Origin of the sequence: Rhizobium pisi, from assembly GCF_003938655.1 — a bacterium.
Classification (GTDB): Bacteria; Pseudomonadota; Alphaproteobacteria; order Rhizobiales; family Rhizobiaceae; genus Rhizobium; species Rhizobium pisi.
On sequence record NZ_RJJT01000010.1, the window covers coordinates 15,409 to 34,523 of the forward strand.

Consider the following 19,115-nt stretch of genomic DNA (forward strand, 5'->3'; position numbering starts at 1 on the left):
CATTTTGCAGTGCAACAGTTGATCTTGTCGTTCGTGCGCGCTAATCCAGAAGCATGCAGCGTTTTCCAACACCTCTTCTGGACGGCTATCGCAACTTTATGCACGGGCGTTATGCCGACGCCCGCGACAGGTATCGGCAACTTGCCGAAAACGGTCAGAGTCCCCACACGCTGGTTATTGCCTGTTCGGATTCGCGTGCGGCGCCGGAGCTGATCTTCGATGCCGGCCCGGGCGAGCTCTTCGTCATCCGCAACGTCGCCAACATGGTGCCGCCTTACGAGCCGGACGGTCATTTCCATTCGACGTCGGCCGCGCTCGAATTTGCGGTACAGGCGCTGAAGGTCTCCGATATCGTCGTGATGGGTCATGGCCGCTGCGGCGGCATTCGCGCAGCGCTCGATCCGAATGCCGAGCCGCTGTCGCCCGGCGATTTCATCGGCCGCTGGATGTCGCTGGTTAAGCCCGCCGCCGAGCAGATCCAGAGCAACGACGTGATGACGGCCGCCGAGCGGCAGACAGCGCTGGAGCGTGTCTCCATCCGCAATTCGATCAACAATCTCAGGACCTTCCCTGACATCAAGGCGCTCGAAGAAGCAGGAAAAATGCATCTTCACGGCGCCTGGTTCGACATCTCGACCGGTGAACTCTGGGTCATGGATGCCGAGACGCGCGACTTCATTCGTCCCGAAATCTAGGGACGCGTCGCTTTATCACTTTTTTAAGAATTGTTGCTAAGCTCGCCGTCAATTGGTTGCGCACGACCGACGTTTTTGCTCACCGTGGCGATTGGCGATGAAGTTCGAAACCATCAAAAGGGTCATCCTGGCGGCTATCATGCTGCCCTTCGTCTTCATGATCATTGAAGGCATCGTCGTCATACGATCCTCGGTCAAGCAATACAGGGATCTCGAGAAGGACCGGCAGTTTGCCGATGTGCTCGCCCGTGGCGGATCCATCGCCGCCACCGAGATCCTGAGCGAAATCGGCGCCACCCGCCGCTACCTCGCCCATCCCAGCGACCGGACCGCCATCGACATGCAGAGAAGCCGGATGAAGCTCGACGACGAGCGCCGGGCTTTCTATGCCAGCTTACCCTCGCGCGATACGCTCGACGCGGGGCTGGCCGACGAACTATCGACTCTCAGCCTTGCCTACAGCCGCATCGTCGCCGCACGCAGCGCCGTCGACCAGGGCCGCTATGCCCACAGCGATCCCGGTTCGATCTACTGGTTTGCGGCTCTCAAGCAACTGGCTATCGTCGATGCGCTTTCACCTTTGATCAGCGATCCGGTGCTGCTGGACAAATCCAACCAGCTGATGGGCATCCTGCTGACCTATTACGGCGAAAGGCTGATCACCATCGTCGGTACCCGTTACCTCGACCAGGGCCTTTCCGCCAGGTTTCCGGTGGAGCTGTTCGTGCAGGGTAAGGTCATGATCGGCGAGGGCATGGAGCATATGGTTTTCCATTCCTCCGCGCCGACTGCGCGTGACATCGTCGCCTATCTCGCTCACGCAAGCCAGGTGAAGGCGAATGCGATCACCGATTCCATCCTTGCCGGATCGCGGCCGACAAACGCCGTGCGCGACATCTGGGCCGCCGCGCAGAACGAAAGGATGGCCTTCCTGCAGCAGAAGATCGTCGAGGCGGCGAGAGACATCCACGAGACCGGCGAAAGCCTGTCGACACGCTCGCATATTCACCTGACGCTGATTCTTTCGCTGTGCGCCGGTCTGCTCATTCTCGCCACCTTGGTGACGGTGCTGGCAGCAAGGGGCCTGCGCCTGATCGACCGGCTGACGCGGGATCGCGAGATGCTGGTGGGCGAGTTGCGCAATGCCGCCCAAACCGACCTTCTGACCGGCCTTTACAACAGGCGCGGCTTTGAGGTCGCCGCATCGGCACTTCTCACGCAGGCCGAGCACGGGTCGCGCTGGATCTCCGTCGTGCTTTTCGACCTCGATCATTTCAAGAAGATCAACGATATCAACGGCCATGATGCCGGCGATGCCGTGCTGCGGCATGTCGCAAGCGTCGCGCGTGAGAATTTCCGGTCCTTCGATCTGCTGGTGCGCCATGGCGGCGAGGAGTTCCTGGCGCTTCTGCCGGATTCGACGCCTGACGACGCCGCTACCGTTGCAGAATGCGTGCGGCTGGCGATCGAGGCGGCGGAAATCCCTTTACCGGGCGGCGATCTTATCAAGGTCACGGCGAGCTTCGGATGCGCCGGCCGGGCAAACGAAGCCTTCAACCGCAACTTCGAGGATCTGGTCAAGCGCGCCGACCTGGCGCTTTATGCCGCCAAGGCCTCCGGCCGCAATTGCGTCGTCTCGGGACCGACCGTGCCCGTGATGACGCAGGAGGATCGACGCAAGACGGCATCCGGCGGCGGTTTCGATTCCCGCATATGAAAAACGCCGCATATTGCAGCGGCGTTTCCGGGTATTCCTATCGATGAAGGCCTATCTGCCGTCGATCTGCTGGCCGATATAGGCAATCGCCTGCTGGTAGACGCTTGCAGCGTTCCAGCCCTGAATAGCAACGAAATTCCGCTCTCCCGGCTGATAGCCGGCGCCGGCGCGCCAGCCATGGCCCTTGAGGAAATTCGCGGTCGAGGCGAGCGCATCGGCGCGGGAACCGACCATATCAACGCGGCCGTCGCCATCGCCATCGGCGCCGAAGCGCACGACATTGCGCGGGAGAAACTGCGTCTGGCCGATTTCGCCATGGGCAGCACCCCTAGCCTGCGGGCTCAGATAACCCTCGGAGACGAGCTGGAGCGCGGCGTAGAGCTGGTCAGTGAAATAATCCGAACGGCGGCAATCATAGGCAAGGGTCGAAACAGCCGACATCGTATGCTGGTTGCCCATATAGCTGCCGAAACCGGTTTCCATGCCCCAGATCGCGATCAGCGGGCCGGCCGGAACGCCGAAACGGCGCTCGATCGAGGCGAAGAGCGCCTGGTTGGCGGCTTTCATCGAGCGGCCGCGGGAAATGACGGCGGCACCGCCGCGCTTCTGCATGAACGCATCGAAGGACAGCTTGAAGCTTTTCTGGCCGCGGTCGGCGGCGATCGTCGGCTTGTTGTAGCTGACATTGGCGAAGGCGCGGCTCAAGACCGATTGGCTGACGCCATTGGCCGCTGCAGTCTGCTTGAAATCGGCAACCCAGGCGTCGAAGCCGGCGCTGGTATTGCCGCATTGCGCGCCTTGCGCGAACGCCGGTACCGCATGGAGGACGCCCATCGCCGCGGCGGCCGCCAGAAACAACTTTGTCATGCGCATCGAGAAACCCCGCTTCCGATCTGCTAAAGCGCGTCGCCTCGAATGGGATTGTACGACGCGCCTCAAGTCTTCGTTTCATACATGCCGTCCCCCGTGAACGGGTTAGGGGGCATGCATTGCTTGATGCCGGGCAAGAATGCCAGCCGAAGGGGATTTTGTCACGATCACCTTCAGCAGATGCTTATAGACGGATGCATCCTCAACTCGGCAAAAAGCCCTGCCATCATCAGCAGGGCTTTAGCATGTTATGGTTTACAAATGGTATCAAGCCGCCTGCTTGCGCGGCTTGACGAGGCCGCGATTGACAAGCAGCTCGGCAATCTGAATGGCGTTCAGTGCCGCGCCCTTGCGCAGGTTGTCGGAGACCACCCACATGTTGAGGCCGTTTTCGACCGTCGCATCCTCACGGATGCGCGAAATGTAGGTTGCGTCCTCGCCGGCGGATTCATACGGCGTGATGTAGCCACCGTTCTCGCGCTTGTCGATGACGAGGCAGCCGGGCGCATCGCGCAGGATGTCGCGGGCCTGATCGGCGGTGATCTCGTTTTCGAACTCGATGTTAACCGATTCCGAATGACCGATGAAGACGGGCACGCGCACGGCCGTGCAGGTCACCTTGATCTTCGGGTCGAGCATCTTCTTCGTCTCGGCCAGCACCTTCCACTCTTCCTTGGTGTAGCCGTCCTCCATGAAAGAATCGATGTGGGGGATGACGTTGAAGGCGATACGCTTGGTGAACTTCTTGTTCTCGATCGGATCGGCAACGAAGACGGCGCGCGTCTGGTTAAAGAGCTCATCCATGCCGTCCTTGCCGGCGCCGGAGACCGACTGGTAGGTCGATACGACGACGCGCTTGATCTTGGCGAAGTCGTGCAGCGGCTTCAGCGCCACCACCAGCTGGGCGGTCGAGCAATTCGGGTTAGCGATGATGTTGCGCTTGGTGAACTGCGTGATGGCGTCGGGGTTCACTTCCGGCACGATCAGCGGCACGTCGGCGTCGTAGCGCCAGGCCGAGGAATTGTCGATGACGACGCAGCCCTGCTGGCCGATCTTCGGCGAGAACTTCTTGGAAACCTCGCCGCCGGCCGACATCAGGCAGATATCAGTGTCGGAGAAATCGTAATTCTCCAGATTGGAGACCTTCAGCGTCCGGTCGCCATAGGAAACCTCGGTTCCCTGCGAACGCGCGGAGGCAAGCGCCACGACCTCATCGGCGGGGAAGCCTCGTTCGGAGAGGATGTTGAGCATCTCCCGGCCGACATTTCCGGTGGCTCCCGCAACTGCTACTTTGAAACCCATTTCTCAAGCTCTCTTTCTCTTCTCTCCTCTTGTCCGGTGAGGGGAAAGGCGCGACGGATCGCGTCTTCCTGTCCCCAGCCGAGCCGGGGAGAGAGCGGCAGGCCAGAGACGTCAGACGGTTTTCGTCGTCGTTTTGGCCTTGGTTTTGGAAGAAACCGGAACGGCAATATCCACCCCGGCAACCCGTGCCCGGTCATTGCATTCGGCAATGGCGTGTTCGTCGCGAACCATGGAGATTCCTTTTCCGCTGTTGCTCTAAGAAGGTTTTCCACAGGAGTCAAGGTTTTTGCGCACCTCGCCTCAGGCCCGCACGGGCGGCCGCGACCCTGCGACCTTTTGTCATGCCGTTGTCATCCCCGGCAGGTATCCCGGCCCGGTTGACAATTGTCTGCAACGAAAACGGGGGTTTTCCATGCGTACGCTTCTCGCCGCCTTTGCGGCCACCACCATCCTCGCGGGCGCCGCCCAGGCGACGACGGTCTATCCGCTTGATCGCGCGACGATTCTCGTCGGTTCGCCGTTCGATTTCAAAGTCGAGCTCAACAAGCAGGTCAAGCCTGAGGACGTGAAGATCACGGTCAACGACCAGGACTACAAGACCGTTCTCGGGGGCGAGGCGCAGTTCGTCGAGCTGGAAAAGGGCAAGGAAGACAAGGCTCTCGGTTCCGCTCTCCTGCTGCGCGGCCTGAAGATTTCTGCGCCCGGCGCCTATAAGGTCGAGGTCGCAGCCGGCGACGAAACGAAGTCCGTCACCTGGAACGTTTACGAAACCGCCGCCCAGCCGAAGGCCAAGAACATCATTTTCCTGCTCGGCGACGGGCTTTCCGTTGCACATCGCACCGCCGCCCGCATCATGTCCAAGGGCATGACCGAGGGCAAGGCGAACGGCCGCCTGAACATGGACGATCTCGACCGCATGGCCTTCATCGGCACGTCGTCGACGAACGCGGTTTCCACGGACTCGGCCAACACCATGTCGGCTTACATGACGGGTCACAAGACCGCCGTCAACGCGCTCGGCGTCTATGCTGACCGCACGCCGGCCTCGCTTGACGACCCGCGTGTCGAAACCTTCGCGGAAGCCCTTCGCCGCACAACCAAGAAGTCGATCGGCATCGTCGCGACGGCTGAAGTCGAGGACGCCACGCCGGCTGCGGTTGTTTCCCATACCCGCAACCGCAGCGACAAGGCCGAGGTCGTCGGCATGCTGCTCGACGTCAAGCCGGAAGTTCTCCTCGGCGGCGGCTCCGCCTATTTCCTCGGCAAGGAAGTCGCCGGCTCCAAGCGCAAGGACAATCAGGATTACATCAAGCTGTTCCAGGAAGCCGGCTACAAGCTTGCGACCGACAAGAACGAGCTTGCAGCCAATGCATCGGCTGACGGCAATCTCCTCGGTCTCTTCCACACCGGCAACATGGACGTCACCCTCGATCGCGAGTTCCTGAAGAAGGGCACCGTCGACAAGTTCCCGAACCAGCCGGGCCTCGTCGAGATGACCAAGGTTGCGCTCGACCGTCTCTCCAAGAATCCCGACGGTTTCTTCCTGATGGTCGAAGGTTCCTCGATCGACAAAATGTCCCATCCGCTCGATTGGGATCGCGCCGTCTTCGAAACCATCGAATTCGACCAGGCGATCGGCGTGGCCCGCGAATTCCAGAAGGCCCATCCCGATACGCTGATCGTCGTCACCGGCGACCACACGCACGGCGTATCGATCATCGGCACCGTCGATGACGAAAAGCCCGGCACGGAGATGCGCGAAAAGGTCGGGACCTACGCCGAAGCAGGCTTCCCGAACTACAAGGATGAAAACGGCGACGGTTATCCCGACAAGGTCGACGTCAGTCGCCGCTTGTTCCTGAGCGCCAACAACGGCCCTGACCACTACGAGACCTTCCGTCCGAAGCTCGACGGTCCTTTCGTTCCGGCTGTCCAGAACGAAAAGAAGGAATATGTCGCCAACGAGCAGTACAAGGATGTTCCCGGCGCGGTCCTGGTTCAGGGCAATCTTCCGAAGACCAGTGAAAGTGGCGTCCATGCGGTCGACGACGTCGTCCTGCAGTCGGCTGGCCCGGGTTCGGAAGAATTCCATGGCTACATGGAACAGAGCGACGTTTATCGCGTGCTCGCCGATACCTTTGCCCTCGGCTCCAAGCAGACGAACTGATCCTAAGTTGATTTGACGAGGCTGCTTGCCGGCCTTGTCTCTTTCATCATGGTCCCGGCCGCTGTGCGGCCGGGCTTCGGTTTTGGAGGTCGCCATGGAAAAATTCTCTTCGCTGCTTCTCGGCCGCCGCCGGCTGATCGGCGCTGCCATTGCGCTTCCCTTTACCGTTTCTGCTGTTCGCGCCACCGATCCCTCACTCACCTTCAACGAGCTCTACGGCAAGTTCGGCGTGCTCGGCCTCGAATTCTCCGACAAGGTGAAGGCGCTCGCCGGCCAGGAAATCAGCATGAAGGGCTTCATGGCGCCGCCGCTGAAGGCCGAGGCGCAGTTCTTCGTGCTCACCGAAGTGCCGATGTCGCTCTGCCCCTTCTGCTCCTCGGATGCCGACTGGCCGGATAATATCGTCGTCGTCTATCTCTTGGAAAAGCAGACCTTCGTGCAGCCGCGCCAGACGATCGAAGTGCACGGCACGCTGGAATACGGTTCCTGGACGGATCCGGAAACCGGCTTCGTCAGCCTGCTGCGCATCCGCCAGGCCGAATATTCGGCCGCCTGAACAGATATGCTCGCTCTCGATATCGAAAATCTTGATGTCACCTTCCCGGGTCTCTCCTCACCGGCGCTGGCGATCGGCCGCCTGTCGATCGATGCCGGCAGCAGGGTCGCCATCACCGGCGCGTCCGGCTCCGGCAAGAGCACCTTCGTCAATATCGTCACCGGGCTGGAACGGACGCGGCAGGGCCGCATCCGCTGGAACGGCGAAGACATCGCAGGTTTTTCCGAGAGCCGGCGCGACCGGTTCCGCGCCGCCAATATCGGCCTTGTTATGCAGGAGTTCCATCTCTTCCCCGGTCTGTCGGCGTTGGAAAACGTACTTCTGCCCGCGCGCCTCGCGGGTGCTGCCACGGCAGATATCATCGAGCGGGCGCATGCGCTTTTGAGCACGGTCGGCCTTTCCCGTTCCGGCCAGAAGATCGAAACCATGTCGCGCGGCGAGATGCAGCGTGTGGCGATCGCCCGCGCGCTGCTGCGTAAGCCCGGCGTCATCATCGCCGACGAGCCGACCGCCAGCCTCGATGCCGAAAGCGGTGAGGCTGTCGGCGATCTCATCCTCGACCTCGCCATTGCCGAAGGCAGCACGCTGATCGTCGTTTCGCACGATCAGCGCCTCGCCAGCCGCCTCGACCGACGCATTACCTTTGGCGCCGGCCGGATCAAAGAGGATTCCGCCACCACGGCGGGGGAGGCTGCATGATCCGCTTTATCTTCGCCGATCTCCGCCGTCTCTGGGCGGGGTCCTTGGTCGTCGTGCTGCTGGTGGCTCTGGCGAGCGCGCTCGGCGTTGCCGTCGTTCTGCAGGAACGAGCGCTTCGCCTCGGCAGCGCGCGGGCCGCCGACAAGTTCGATCTCGTCATCGGCGCCGGCGGCAGCGAGACGCAACTTGTGCTGTCCTCCGTCTTCCTGCAGCCCTCGCCCCTGCCGCTGATGCCGGGCGAGGTTCTGGCCAGGCTTACTGGGGATCCTCGCGTCAACTGGGCCGCCCCAATCGGTTTCGGCGATTCCTTCTCCGGCTATCCGATCGTCGGCACAACGGCGACGCTGGCGGATAAGCTGTCTGGCGGCTTTGTCGAGGGCAAGGTTTTCGCGCGCGAGGGAGAGGCGGTGATCGGTTCTGCCGTCAAGCTTTCGCTCGGCGGCGAGATCAAGCCGATGCACGGTTCGGCGGAAGAAGGGGGCGAAACCCACACCGAACTCGTCTATCATGTCGCTGGCCGCCTGCGGCCGACCGGCACCGCCTGGGATCGGGCCATTCTCGTTCCGATTCAGGCTGTCTGGCATATTCACGGCCTGGGGACTGAAGGCGCCGAGGCCGTCGGGCACGATCACGAACAGGCCGGCGCCGAACACGATGCGCATGAACATCACGGCGAAATCGACCCGGATGCCGCGCTCGACGAGACCTGGAGCGCGGATGCTCCCGGCCTTCCCGCCATCCTCGTCAAGCCGAAGACAATCGCCGACGCCTACAAGCTGCGGCAGGACTATCGCAGCGGCGATACCGTCGCTGTCTTTCCCGGCGAAGTGCTGACCAATCTCTACGCCACGCTCGGCGACGCCAAGCAGATCCTCGTCGCGGTCGCTTCCGGCGCGCAGGCTCTCGTCGCAGCCTCGCTGGTGCTGGTCACAGTCATCCATATCGGCCAGCGCCGCCGCCAGATCGGCGCGCTGAGGGCCTTCGGCGCCCCACGCGGCGCGATCTTCGGCATCGTCTGGCTGGAATTCTTCACGCTGGTGTCAATTGGAATCGGGCTCGGATTCGCGCTTGGGTTTGCCGCGGCCCTAATCTTGTCAGGCATGTTCTCGCAAACGAGCGGTATCGCCATGCCGGTGGCCTTTGCCCGCGAAGATGCCGGTCTTGCCGGCGTGCTGCTTGCCTTTGCCGCGATTCTCGCCGCCTTGCCGGCGGTGCTCGCCTATCGGCAATCGCCGGCGCAGGCGCTGAGGGCGTAGCAGACCCGCCGTTGCAAACCGGCAAAGCCGCTTTCGGCGGCGGAGAGCGCGACGTGGCGAAAGCGGGCCGTTCTTATACTAAAGTCATAATCCCAAAGCATCTCTCTTTGCGGCCTGTCTTTTCTGGCACACTCTCGTCAGGCGTGTTGCGGCCAGGGATATGCTTTGAGGAGAGCAGGTCGCGCGCGTTGCTCATCGCTCTGTGGAGGACAGACAATGGCAAATGTCGCAAGCATCGACGGCGCGAAGGCCGGTCCGATGACCGGCGAGGAGAAGAAGGTCATCTTCGCATCTTCGCTCGGCACCGTTTTCGAATGGTACGATTTCTATCTTTACGGTTCGCTCGCCACCTATATCGGCGCGACCTACTTCACCCAATATCCCGAGGCAACGCGCAACATCTTCACGTTGCTCGCCTTTGCCGCCGGCTTCCTGGTGCGCCCCTTCGGCGCGCTGGTGTTCGGCCGTCTCGGCGATCTCGTCGGCCGTAAATACACCTTCCTGGTGACGATCCTGATCATGGGCATGTCGACCTTCCTCGTCGGCATCCTGCCGGGCGCGGCTACCATCGGCATCGCAGCTCCGATCATCCTAATCGGTCTTCGCCTGCTCCAGGGCTTGGCGCTCGGCGGTGAATATGGCGGTGCGGCGACCTATGTCGCGGAACATGCGCCGAACGGGCGCCGCGGTTACTTCACCTCATGGATTCAGACGACGGCGACGCTCGGCCTGTTCCTGTCGCTGATCGTCATCGTCCTGGTTCAATATCTGATGGGTCAGGTTCAATTCGCCGCCTGGGGCTGGCGTATCCCGTTCCTGGTCTCGGTCGTCCTGCTCGGCATCTCAGTCTGGATCCGCCTGAAGATGAACGAATCGCCGGCGTTCCAGCGCATGAAGGCAGAGGGCAAGGGCTCCAAGGCGCCGCTGACCGAAGCCTTCGGCCAGTGGAAGAACGCCAAGATCGCGCTCATCGCGCTTCTCGGCGCCACCATGGGCCAGGCGGTCGTCTGGTACGGCGGCCAGTTCTATGCGCTGTTCTTCCTGCAGAACGTGCTGAAGGTGGATCTGCAGTCGGCCAACATCATGGTCGCCATCGCGCTGTTCCTGGCAACGCCGTTCTTCGTCATCTTCGGCGGCCTCTCCGACAAGATCGGTCGCAAGCCGATCATCATGGCGGGCCTTCTCATCGCGGCGGTAACCTATAATCCGCTGTTCAAGGCGATGACCTGGACGGCGAACCCGGCGCTTGCCGAAGCACAGGCAACGATCCGCGCAACGGTCACAGCCGATCCCGCGGACTGCAGGTTCCAGTTCAACCCGACAGGCACGGTGAAGTTCACCAGTTCCTGCGACGTGGCGACGGCGTTCCTGACGAAGAACTCGGTGCCTTATGACGTCGTGCCCGGTCCCGCCGGACAGCCGGCAACGGTCAAGGTCGGCAACGAGACGATCACGAGCTTCGACGCCATCGCTGCCGGCGACAAGGCGAAGGGCATGACCGCCGCCTTCGAAAAGGGCGTCAACATCGCGCTTCACGATGCCGGCTACCCGCTGAAGCGTGGCGCCGTCAAGGTGGCAGACGCCAAGCTCGATGCCTTCATCGCCGCCAACCCGGAACTGGCGCTCAATGCCGATGCCGTGCGCGCCGGCGAGAAGGAAACGGTGCCGGCTGCCAAGCTGGTCGAAACCAAGCTGCTGACGGCGGATGAGGCCAATGGCGTCACCGACATGGCGGTCTACAACATCGCCAATGGCGGCAGCTTCGCCATGGCCGCCGATCCCGCCCGCGTCAACTGGATCGGCACGATCGCGGTCCTGTTCGTCCTCGTCATCTACGTGACGATGGTCTATGGCCCGATCGCCGCACTTCTGGTGGAGCTCTTCCCGACCCGCATCCGCTATACCGGCATGTCGCTGCCCTATCATATCGGCAACGGCTGGTTCGGCGGCCTGCTGCCGGCGACGGCCTTCGCGATGAGCGCTGCTGCGGGCGATATCTACTATGGTCTCTGGTATCCGATCGTCTTTGCGTCGATCACGCTGGTGATCGGCCTGATCTTCCTGCCGGAAACGAAGAACAGAGATATCCACGCAATGGATTGATCTGCGTTCAAGCTTGACGAAAACGGCCCGGCGCTTACAAAGCGCCGGGCTTTTTCATGTCCGGGAACAGTTGCTTCGAGATCGGCCAGCCATCCGGCGCCAGTTTGAAGAGCAGGCCGCAGCGGGCAAAGACGATCGCCGTCAGCAGCGAGAACCAGGCGCCCAAGGCAAGGCCGGCCATGACGTCGCTCGGATAATGGGCGCCGACCATGACGCGGGTCATGGCGAGCCAGATGGCGCAGATGATGAAGGCAACGCGGTAGCGCGGAAACAGAAGAGCAAAGGCAGCGAAGAAAGCGCCGACCGTGGTGGAATGGCCGGACGGGAAGCTTTCAAAAGCGGCATGGCCTGAAAAAGGCGTGAAGGAAAAGATGCCGTAGTCATGGAAATGCTCGGGGCGCGCCCTGCCGATCGCCCGCTTCAACAGATTGGCGAGAAGGCCTGACAAGACGATGGTGGTGAAGAGATAGGCGCCGATCCAGCTGACATAAAGCGCCTGCGCCCTGGAGCGGGCCGTCTTCAAGAGCTTGTAGCCCGCCCTGCCCTGAAAGAAGAGCAGGATGCTGGTGTAGATCAGCCAGGCGGAATCGCCGAAACCGGTCAACATCTCGCCGAGGTGCTTCACGGGTGCGGGAGCTTCGCTGGCGCCGACCGGCGCATCGAAGAGCATCATGGAAAGGATCACGGCATTGAGCGTGATGAAGAGACAGGCCTGCCAGCGCAAAGGCGGCATGCCGACGCCGCTCCGGCGCCAGCGCCTGTCCAGGGAAGCCCAAAATGCCCGCATTGCATTATCCGTTCGAATTTGCCCTGGAGCGCCGCGCGTCCGACAGAACACGTCAAGGGCGCTCTCTCACCTGGATTGCGCGCTCGTTGAAATCCGGCGCAAAAATACACGAGATTGTGGCCGAGAATAGTCCGTTTCGGATAATTCGGCCAAGCATGATGCGGGGTCTTTGCTCCCGATGAAGAAGCCCCTCGCATGCGCGATGCGAAGGGCTGAATGTTGTTTCACGTGAAATATATCAGGCCGAAAGCGCCTTGAACTCGGCGAGGATCGCATCGCCCATCTCGACGGTGCCGACCTGCCTGCAGCCATCGGCCATGATATCGCCGGTGCGGATGCCCTTGTCGAGCACGTTGGCGATTGCCTTTTCCAGGTCGTCGGCTTCCTTCACCAGATTGAAGGAGTAGCGCAGGCACATGGCGAAGGAGGCGATCATGGCGATCGGATTGGCGACACCCTTGCCGGCAATGTCGGGCGCCGAGCCGTGCACCGGCTCGTAGAGCGCCTTGCGCTTGCCGGTCTTGCCATCAGGCGCACCGAGCGAGGCCGAGGGCAGCATGCCGAGCGAACCGGTCAGCATGGCGGCGACGTCGGAGAGCATGTCGCCGAAGAGATTGTCGGTGACGATGACGTCGAACTGCTTGGGCTGGCGCACCAGCTGCATGCCGCCGGCATCGGCGAGCATATGTTCGAGCTGGACATCGGAATATTTCGCCTTGTGCGTCTCGGTCACTACCTGGTTCCAAAGCACGCCCGACTTCATGACGTTGCGCTTTTCCATGGAGCAGACGCGGTTCTGCCGCGTGCGGGCCATTTCGAAGGCGACGCCGGCGATGCGCTCGATCTCGTAGGTATCGTAGACCTGCGTGTCGATGCCGCGCTTCTGGCCGTTGCCGAGGTCGATAATCTCCTTCGGCTCGCCAAAATAGACGCCGCCCGTCAGTTCGCGGATGATCAGGATATCAAGGCCTTCGACCAGTTCCGGCTTCAGCGAGGAGGCCGAGGCAAGGGCCGGGTAGCAGATCGCCGGGCGGAGGTTCGCGAAGAGCTGCAGATCCTTGCGCAGGCGCAGCAGGCCGGCTTCCGGACGCACTTCGTAGGGTACGCTATCCCATTTCGGGCCGCCGACGGCGCCGAAGAGAACGGCATCGGCGGCGAGCGCCTTCTGCATGTCGCCTTCGGAGATCGCCGCGCCGTGGGCATCGTAAGCGCTGCCGCCGACAAGGCCTTCGTCGGTGACGAAACCGGCGTTCATCGCCTCGTTCATATAGGCGATGATCTTGCGGACCTCGCCCATGGCCTCGGGACCGATGCCGTCACCCGGCAGCAGGAAAAGATTGCGCGCTGTCATGAAACCCTCCTGGAAAAACAAGTTGCGGCTTCTTAGACCCCGGAAATGGGCATTTCAAGCGAGAGAAGGGGTGAATCGGTACGCTTCGCTCCAGCGCATCGACCCGAAAAGCAGAATCGATTTTTGGATCGATGCGGGAATGGAAAGTGTTAGAGCGTCCGTTGCGCGTCTGTAAGACGCGGCGCTCCCGGTCGCGATGATTGCTCTGGCGCCTGCAAACGGGTTAGAACCACCTTCTCATCTTTACTTTCCGGATTTTCATCATGGCTTTGGCACCTCTCCATCTCGACACGCCTTTGGTTCGCACGGGATCCGGCTATAGCGCGAGCGGCAAGCCACTCTGGCTGAAGCTCGATGCGCTGCAGCCTTCCGGCAGCTTCAAGCTGCGTGGCGTCGGCCGGCTTTGCCAACATGAGGTGGAAAATGGGGCGCGGGAGATCTACTGCGCGTCCGGCGGCAATGCCGGCATTGCCGCGGCTTATGCCGGCCGGGCGCTCGGTGTTCCGGTCACAATCGTCGTGCCGGAGACGACAGCAGCCGATGTCCGGCAGACGATTGCTGCAACGGGCGCCACCGTCCTGGTCCACGGATCGGTTTTTGATGAAGCCAATGCCCATGCGGTGGAGCTCGCAGAGAGCCGCAAGGCGACCTATGTGCATCCCTTCGACCATCCGCTTCTATGGGATGGCCATGCGACGCTGATCGACGAGGTGGTGGCGAAGGGTGCAAAATTCGATTGCGTCATTACCAGCGTTGGCGGCGGCGGACTGCTGGCCGGCATCGTTGAGGGACTGAAGCGAAACGGACTTTCCGACGTGCCCGTCATTGCCGTCGAAACCGAAGGGACGGCCTCGCTGCATGCCAGCCTCAAGGCGAATGAGCGAATTACCCTTCCCATGATTACCTCGATTGCCAATTCGCTCGGCGCGCGGCAGGTGGCGCAGCATGTCTTCGAGCTGCCGAAACAGCATCCGATCGAAAGCATCGTCGTCAGCGATGCCGACGCCGTCGCCGCCTGTCTGAAATTTGCCGATGCGCAGCGCATTCTGGTCGAGCCGGCCTGCGGGGCTGCCCTTGCCGTTGCCGACGTGCATGCCGGGCTGCTTCAGCGCTTCGATCATCCGCTCATCGAAGTCTGCGGCGGCATCGGCGTCTCGCTCGAAAAGCTGAAGCTCTGGAAAGAGAAGTTTCTCTGATTTGCGGTAATTCAAGATGTTGCAGCGTCCTTTGCGCGTCTGAATGACGCGCGGCGCTGTAAAGAAAAAGCCAGGTGAAGCCCGGCTTGATCAATAGGCAAATCGTCAGCGATCAGGCTGCCCAGGGATGGGAAGCGGCGTTCTTCTTTTCGAATGCGTCGATCGCCTTGCCCTTTTCCATGGTCAGGCCGATATCGTCGAGGCCGTTCAGCAGGCAGTGGCGCTTGAACTCGTCGAGGTCGAACTTGATCGAGCCGCCATCGGGGCCGGTGATCTCGAGGTTCTCAAGATCCACGGTCAGGATGGCATTGGAGCCGCGCGAGGCGTCGTCCATCAGCTTGTCGAGATTTTCCTGGCTGACCTTGATCGGCAAGATGCCGTTCTTGAAGCAGTTGTTGTAGAAAATGTCGGCGAAGCTGGTGGAGATCACGCAGCGGATGCCGAAATCGAGCAGCGCCCACGGCGCGTGTTCACGCGAGGAACCGCAGCCGAAATTGTCGCCGGCGACCAGGATTTTCGCATCGCGGTAGGCCGGTTTGTTCAGCACGAAATCGGGGTTTTCGGAGCCGTCTTCATTGTAGCGGGCTTCGGCGAAAAGGCCCTTGCCAAGGCCGGTGCGCTTGATGGTCTTCAGATAGTCCTTCGGAATGATCATGTCGGTGTCGACGTTGACGACCGGCAGGGGCGCTGCAACGCCCGTGAGCTTCACGAATTTATCCATGACCCATGCTCCATTTCAGCAAAACATACTTTCTGAATTTGCATCTAGTCCAGTTTTTCGCCGAAATGAAGGAGAATCTTTCGAAAATGCGGCCACGCGACGTTTCGCGCGGCCGGCCCGTTGCGCATACCCCGTTACTTGCTCGGTGCGTTGAGGCCCCAGAGGACACCGAAGGGATCGCGGAGCTGGCCGTAGCGGTCGCCCCAGAACATCAGTTCGACCGGCATGACGACTTCGGCGCCGGCAGCCACAGCCCGGTCCCACCAGAAATCGATATCGTCGATAACAAGCTGGATGGCGAAGCCTTTATGGCCTTTGAAGGGATGGCCATATTCGGGATAGGCATCCGACAGCATGAGGGAGCTGCCGTTGATATAGAGATGCACATGCATCGTCCGGCCACTCTCGTCGACTGGCACCTTGTAAGCTTCTTCGGCGCCGAAGGCCTTCTTGTAGAATTCCGCGGCCTTTACCGCGCCGCCGACCGTCAGATAGGGCAGCAGGCCATTCTTGACCGGCGGCATTTTGACCGGATTGTTTTCGGTCGTCGTATCCATGCTCATCCTCCATCGTTTTGAGCGCCGGCTGAATGCCTGGCTGCTGCAAGGACGTATCATGGAAGCATGATCCGACAGTGTCGGTCCGTTTTTTTGAGCGTAGGCTGCTCAGAGATCGATGATCGTGCCGCGACCGTCGTTCCAGATACGCATCTCGCGCTGGCCGTTGTTGGCCTTGGCGCGGACCGGAGCGGGCTTCATCTTCAGCGAAAGCGCGCGGCCGACCATGAGTACGGTCAGAATGCCGCCGACGGCGAGCGTCACCGAGAAGGTGAGAAGCAGCATGGCCACCAAAACGGTGGCACCGGCAAGCATGATGAAGATGGAGCGAATGTTCTGCATTGGTTTTAGACCTTTCTTCGGAAAGGAATGTGGTCCTTCTTTTTTCTCTCTGCAAGGCAAGCATGGCTTTTTGTTGTCTTGCCGGGCTTTGCGAAGCTTGGCACTAATAGTCCATGAGCCGAACCGTTCCTCTCCGTTCCCAGCGCCTGCGCCGCTCGGTGCTGAGCGTACCCGCCATCAATGCGCGGGCGCTCGAAAAGAGCCATTCCCTTGATTGCGATGCCGTTATTTTCGATCTGGAGGATTCGGTGGCGCCTGAGAAGAAGGCGCAGGCGCGGGAAAATCTGAGAAGCTTTTTCGCCGGGCCGGCGCTTGAGGGCAAGGAAAGGATCATCCGCATCAATTCTTTGTCATCCGAATTCGGGCCGGCGGATCTTGATCTGGTCAGGGCGCTTCTGCCCGATGCCGTTCTGTTGCCGAAGGTGGACGAGCCTCAGGATGTCACTGATATCGGCGATCTGCTTGCCGATGCGGATGCGCCGGAGGAATTGCGGATCTGGGCGATGATCGAGACGCCGCGCGGCGTGCTGAATGTCGGGGCGATCGCCGAATCCAGCCGCACGCCGGGATCGCGGCTTGATTGCCTCGTTGTCGGCCTCAACGACCTGCGCAAGGAAACGGGTGTTCTGCCGCAACCGGGGCGGACCTATCTCGTGCCGTGGCTGATGCAGGTCATTCTGGCGGTCAAGGCCTATGGGCTCGATGCGCTCGACAGCGTCTTTAATGATTTCCGCGATGGCGAAGGCTTCGATGCCGAATGCGGGCAGGGCCGCGCCATGAGTTTTGCGGGCAAGATGCTGATCCACCCCTTGCAGATCGAAGCCGCCAACCGGTATTTCGGGCCGAGCGCGGAGGAGATAGCGGAAGCCGAAGCGATCATATCGGCCTTCGCCGATCCGGCTGCCAAGGGCCGCAACGTCATCAATGCGAACGGGCGGATGATCGAGCGGCTGCATCTTGTCCAGGCCGAAGCTCTGGTTCATAAAGCTCGCCTGATTTCTGCAAGAAAGCCCGCCTGATGAAACTCTACCGCTTCCTGACCGGTCCCGACGATGCTTCCTTCTGCCACAAGGTCACCGCTGCCCTTAACAAGGGCTGGTCGCTGGAAGGCTCGCCGACCTATGCCTTCAATGCCGCAACCGGCGCGATGCAATGCGGCCAGGCCGTCATCAAGCATGTCGAGGGCAAGGATTACGATCCTGAGATGAAGCTCTCCGAGCAGTAGGGCGCGTTGCGCTTCTAGCGCTCGGCAGCTTCCTCCGCGCTGGCCTCGATCCGCTCCATGTCATCGTCGCTCAGCCCGAAATGGTGGCCGATCTCGTGGATCAGGACATGGGTGATGATATCACCGAGCGTCTCGTCGTTTTCGGCCCAGTAATCGAGAATGGGACGCCGGTAGAGGCGGATGCGGTTCGGCATCTCGCCGGTTTCCACCGTGAAGCGTTCGGAGATGCCCCTGCCCTCGAAAAGGCCGAGCAGGTCGAAAGGGGTTTCCAGCGCCATGTCCTCGAAAACGTCGTCGTCGGGGAAATCTTCGATCTCGATCGTCAGGTTGGTCGTCAGCTGGCGGAATTCATCCGGCAGATGGCTGTATGCCTCCATGGCCAGCGACTCGAAAGTGCTGATCGTTGGCGCATGGCGGTCCCGCCAATCGTCGCTCTGGTCTATGCGGGCCATGAATATTCCTTCCTTTGCGGGCCCATATAGAACCTTTATCGCCGATTTTCGAGTGCGGAATCAGGGGCAGGAATAAATTCATAGAAAATGGCCGTTGACTCTTCATTAGCTCTCTGGAATCTATAAGAACATAACAGGAACAAGACGGATCGGAGAACGCCATGGCGCAGCACGCCCTGGCGCGCGAGCGGCTTTTTGCGCTCCGCGAAACCATCGCCAGACTGGAAGGAAAGCCGGCGCCGGCGCTTGCGGCAGCGGAGCGGGAAGCCCTGGCATCGGGGAAGGCTACGCGGCAGGCCACGGCGCAGAATGACCGTGGGCTTCGCCTGCCGTTCGGCGTGGGTCCGCTCGACGAGGCGATGGAAGGCGGCCTGCCGCTCGATGCGATCATCGAATTCCGCTCGGCTTTGTCTCGCGATGCAGGCGCGGCAAGCGGGCTGGCAATGGCTGTTGCCGCGCGGCTGCAGAAACAAGAAGCGGATGCCGGCAGGCTTCTGCCGCTCCTCTGGATCGGCGATGCAGTTGGCGCGCTGGAGGCCGGCCGTCCCTATGCCCCCGGGCTTCGGGATTTTGGGCTGAGCCCGGAGCTGTTTCTTCATGCGGCGCCGCGCAAGCTGGATGAAGCGCTCTGGCTGGCGGAGGCGGCGGTGGAAAGCGCTGCCTTCTCAGCCGTTATCTTCGAAGTGCGGGGCAACCCTGCGCATTTCGGCCTGACCGAAAGCCGCAGGCTCAGTCTCAGGGCACATGCTTCCCGTCGTCCGCTCTTTCTTGTCCGTCAGGCCGGAGAGGAGGAGGCAAGCAGTGCGGCCTTCCGCCTGCATGTCGAACCGGCACCATCCGGTCTGCGGCCATTGCCGGATAGATCGAAGCTTTCCGGCAGTATCGGCAATCCGATTTTCCGTCTCACGCTGGAGAAGAGCCGCAATCCGGCCCCGCTCTCCTTTCTCCTGGAGTGGAATCCCCATGAACGCGAATTTCTCCCCGTCACCGAACCAAACCTCGTTCGCCCTCCAGGCGAACAGTCAGCGCATTCTCGCGCTCAGCTTCCCGCATCTGCAAACGGATCGCATCGCTCGCAGGCGATGGGGGCTCTCCTGGCGTTCGAAAGGGCGTCCTGAG

Annotated in this window: 19 protein-coding genes and 1 pseudogene; 11 read left to right on the top strand and 9 right to left on the bottom strand. The window is 61.3% G+C overall.

The annotated features are described in order from the left end of the window. Positions 1-53: 53 nt before the first annotated feature. Complete coding sequence (locus EFD55_RS15235) at positions 54-695, top strand: carbonic anhydrase (protein ID WP_125845888.1); 642 nt, start codon at positions 54-56, stop codon at positions 693-695. Positions 696-792: 97 nt separating this feature from the next. Beyond that, positions 793-2,412 carry a GGDEF domain-containing protein gene (locus tag EFD55_RS15240; protein WP_125845889.1) on the top strand — a complete coding sequence of 540 codons (1,620 nt, stop codon included), beginning with the start codon at positions 793-795 and terminating at the stop codon, positions 2,410-2,412. Between the two features lie 51 nt (positions 2,413-2,463). Here EFD55_RS15240 and EFD55_RS15245 read toward each other — a convergent pair whose 3' ends face one another. From EFD55_RS15245 to EFD55_RS33465, 3 genes and pseudogenes are all read right to left on the bottom strand, one after another. Next, entirely contained in the window at positions 2,464-3,285 is an 822-nt protein-coding gene (locus EFD55_RS15245) for a lytic murein transglycosylase (protein ID WP_125845890.1), read from the bottom strand. 264 nt (positions 3,286-3,549) lie between these two features. Continuing rightward, positions 3,550-4,584 carry an aspartate-semialdehyde dehydrogenase gene (locus EFD55_RS15250; RefSeq protein WP_008528643.1) on the bottom strand — a complete coding sequence of 345 codons (1,035 nt, stop codon included), beginning with the start codon at positions 4,582-4,584 and terminating at the stop codon, positions 3,550-3,552. A 111-nt stretch (positions 4,585-4,695) separates the two neighbouring features. Next, a pseudogene (locus EFD55_RS33465) lies at positions 4,696-4,927 on the bottom strand (hypothetical protein). Positions 4,928-4,996: 69 nt separating this feature from the next. Here EFD55_RS33465 and EFD55_RS15255 point away from each other — a divergent pair. The 5 genes from EFD55_RS15255 (at position 4,997) to EFD55_RS15275 (ending at position 11,365) form a co-directional block, all read left to right on the top strand. Then, positions 4,997-6,751, top strand: coding sequence for an alkaline phosphatase (locus tag EFD55_RS15255; RefSeq protein ID WP_125845891.1), 1,755 nt, complete (start codon positions 4,997-4,999; stop codon positions 6,749-6,751). Between the two features lie 94 nt (positions 6,752-6,845). After that, positions 6,846-7,307, top strand: coding sequence for a hypothetical protein (locus tag EFD55_RS15260; RefSeq protein WP_125845892.1), 462 nt, complete (start codon positions 6,846-6,848; stop codon positions 7,305-7,307). 6 nt (positions 7,308-7,313) lie between these two features. Then, positions 7,314-8,006, top strand: a complete 693-nt coding sequence (locus EFD55_RS15265) for an ABC transporter ATP-binding protein (protein WP_125845893.1) — start codon at positions 7,314-7,316, stop codon at positions 8,004-8,006. Beyond that, positions 8,003-9,262: an ABC transporter permease gene (locus EFD55_RS15270; RefSeq protein WP_125845894.1), complete on the top strand. Its 1,260-nt coding sequence runs from the start codon at positions 8,003-8,005 to the stop codon at positions 9,260-9,262. Before EFD55_RS15265 ends, EFD55_RS15270 begins: the two co-directional genes overlap by 4 nt. Before the next feature lie 216 nt (positions 9,263-9,478). Next, positions 9,479-11,365, top strand: a complete 1,887-nt coding sequence (locus EFD55_RS15275) for an MFS transporter (protein WP_125845895.1) — start codon at positions 9,479-9,481, stop codon at positions 11,363-11,365. Positions 11,366-11,399: 34 nt separating this feature from the next. Here the strand turns inward: EFD55_RS15275 and lpxE are convergent, their stop codons facing one another. Together lpxE and leuB are read right to left on the bottom strand one after the other, a co-directional pair. Continuing rightward, positions 11,400-12,152, bottom strand: coding sequence for a lipid A 1-phosphatase LpxE (gene lpxE, locus EFD55_RS15280; protein WP_183736729.1), 753 nt, complete (start codon positions 12,150-12,152; stop codon positions 11,400-11,402). A gap of 238 nt (positions 12,153-12,390) precedes the next feature. Continuing rightward, positions 12,391-13,503 carry a 3-isopropylmalate dehydrogenase gene (gene leuB / locus EFD55_RS15285; protein ID WP_125845896.1) on the bottom strand — a complete coding sequence of 371 codons (1,113 nt, stop codon included), beginning with the start codon at positions 13,501-13,503 and terminating at the stop codon, positions 12,391-12,393. A 263-nt stretch (positions 13,504-13,766) separates the two neighbouring features. On the opposite strand from leuB, the gene EFD55_RS15290 reads away from it, so the two are divergent. Then, complete coding sequence (locus EFD55_RS15290) at positions 13,767-14,699, top strand: pyridoxal-phosphate dependent enzyme (protein WP_125845897.1); 933 nt, start codon at positions 13,767-13,769, stop codon at positions 14,697-14,699. Between the two features lie 112 nt (positions 14,700-14,811). Here EFD55_RS15290 and leuD read toward each other — a convergent pair whose 3' ends face one another. From leuD to EFD55_RS15305, 3 genes are all read right to left on the bottom strand, one after another. Then, positions 14,812-15,420, bottom strand: coding sequence for a 3-isopropylmalate dehydratase small subunit (gene leuD / locus EFD55_RS15295; protein WP_125845898.1), 609 nt, complete (start codon positions 15,418-15,420; stop codon positions 14,812-14,814). A gap of 134 nt (positions 15,421-15,554) precedes the next feature. Then, positions 15,555-15,977 carry a VOC family protein gene (locus tag EFD55_RS15300; protein WP_125845899.1) on the bottom strand — a complete coding sequence of 141 codons (423 nt, stop codon included), beginning with the start codon at positions 15,975-15,977 and terminating at the stop codon, positions 15,555-15,557. A 108-nt stretch (positions 15,978-16,085) separates the two neighbouring features. Further along, a complete protein-coding gene (locus EFD55_RS15305) occupies positions 16,086-16,319 on the bottom strand; it encodes a hypothetical protein (protein WP_125845900.1) in 234 nt (77 codons plus the stop codon). Positions 16,320-16,432: 113 nt separating this feature from the next. On the opposite strand from EFD55_RS15305, the gene EFD55_RS15310 reads away from it, so the two are divergent. Beyond that, entirely contained in the window at positions 16,433-17,338 is a 906-nt protein-coding gene (locus EFD55_RS15310; RefSeq protein WP_125845901.1) for an HpcH/HpaI aldolase/citrate lyase family protein, read from the top strand. Next, on the top strand, positions 17,338-17,544 hold the full coding sequence (locus tag EFD55_RS15315; protein ID WP_125845902.1) for a DUF1737 domain-containing protein: 207 nt from the start codon (positions 17,338-17,340) through the stop codon (positions 17,542-17,544). Before EFD55_RS15310 ends, EFD55_RS15315 begins: the two co-directional genes overlap by 1 nt. 14 nt (positions 17,545-17,558) lie before the next feature. On the opposite strand, the gene EFD55_RS15320 is transcribed toward EFD55_RS15315, so the two are convergent. Continuing rightward, on the bottom strand, positions 17,559-17,996 hold the full coding sequence (locus EFD55_RS15320; RefSeq protein ID WP_008528622.1) for a metallopeptidase family protein: 438 nt from the start codon (positions 17,994-17,996) through the stop codon (positions 17,559-17,561). A gap of 161 nt (positions 17,997-18,157) precedes the next feature. Here EFD55_RS15320 and EFD55_RS33765 point away from each other — a divergent pair, with 161 nt between their 5' ends. Further along, entirely contained in the window at positions 18,158-19,114 is a 957-nt protein-coding gene (locus tag EFD55_RS33765; protein WP_245438476.1) for an ImuA family protein, read from the top strand. Position 19,115: the final 1 nt, after the last annotated feature.

Bases quoted from the DNA above. Each gene is read 5' to 3' on its own strand.
- EFD55_RS15235 (WP_125845888.1), top strand. From the start codon at position 54: ATGCAGCGTTTTCCAACACCTCTTCTGGACGGCTATCGCAACTTTATG.
- EFD55_RS15240 (WP_125845889.1), top strand. From the start codon at position 793: ATGAAGTTCGAAACCATCAAAAGGGTCATCCTGGCGGCTATCATGCTG.
- EFD55_RS15245 (WP_125845890.1), bottom strand. From the start codon at position 3,285: ATGCGCATGACAAAGTTGTTTCTGGCGGCCGCCGCGGCGATGGGCGTC.
- EFD55_RS15250 (WP_008528643.1), bottom strand. From the start codon at position 4,584: ATGGGTTTCAAAGTAGCAGTTGCGGGAGCCACCGGAAATGTCGGCCGG.
- EFD55_RS15255 (WP_125845891.1), top strand. From the start codon at position 4,997: ATGCGTACGCTTCTCGCCGCCTTTGCGGCCACCACCATCCTCGCGGGC.
- EFD55_RS15260 (WP_125845892.1), top strand. From the start codon at position 6,846: ATGGAAAAATTCTCTTCGCTGCTTCTCGGCCGCCGCCGGCTGATCGGC.
- EFD55_RS15265 (WP_125845893.1), top strand. From the start codon at position 7,314: ATGCTCGCTCTCGATATCGAAAATCTTGATGTCACCTTCCCGGGTCTC.
- EFD55_RS15270 (WP_125845894.1), top strand. From the start codon at position 8,003: ATGATCCGCTTTATCTTCGCCGATCTCCGCCGTCTCTGGGCGGGGTCC.
- EFD55_RS15275 (WP_125845895.1), top strand. From the start codon at position 9,479: ATGGCAAATGTCGCAAGCATCGACGGCGCGAAGGCCGGTCCGATGACC.
- lpxE (WP_183736729.1), bottom strand. From the start codon at position 12,152: ATGCGGGCATTTTGGGCTTCCCTGGACAGGCGCTGGCGCCGGAGCGGC.
- leuB (WP_125845896.1), bottom strand. From the start codon at position 13,503: ATGACAGCGCGCAATCTTTTCCTGCTGCCGGGTGACGGCATCGGTCCC.
- EFD55_RS15290 (WP_125845897.1), top strand. From the start codon at position 13,767: ATGGCTTTGGCACCTCTCCATCTCGACACGCCTTTGGTTCGCACGGGA.
- leuD (WP_125845898.1), bottom strand. From the start codon at position 15,420: ATGGATAAATTCGTGAAGCTCACGGGCGTTGCAGCGCCCCTGCCGGTC.
- EFD55_RS15300 (WP_125845899.1), bottom strand. From the start codon at position 15,977: ATGGATACGACGACCGAAAACAATCCGGTCAAAATGCCGCCGGTCAAG.
- EFD55_RS15305 (WP_125845900.1), bottom strand. From the start codon at position 16,319: ATGCAGAACATTCGCTCCATCTTCATCATGCTTGCCGGTGCCACCGTT.
- EFD55_RS15310 (WP_125845901.1), top strand. From the start codon at position 16,433: ATGAGCCGAACCGTTCCTCTCCGTTCCCAGCGCCTGCGCCGCTCGGTG.
- EFD55_RS15315 (WP_125845902.1), top strand. From the start codon at position 17,338: ATGAAACTCTACCGCTTCCTGACCGGTCCCGACGATGCTTCCTTCTGC.
- EFD55_RS15320 (WP_008528622.1), bottom strand. From the start codon at position 17,996: ATGGCCCGCATAGACCAGAGCGACGATTGGCGGGACCGCCATGCGCCA.
- EFD55_RS33765 (WP_245438476.1), top strand. From the start codon at position 18,158: ATGGCGCAGCACGCCCTGGCGCGCGAGCGGCTTTTTGCGCTCCGCGAA.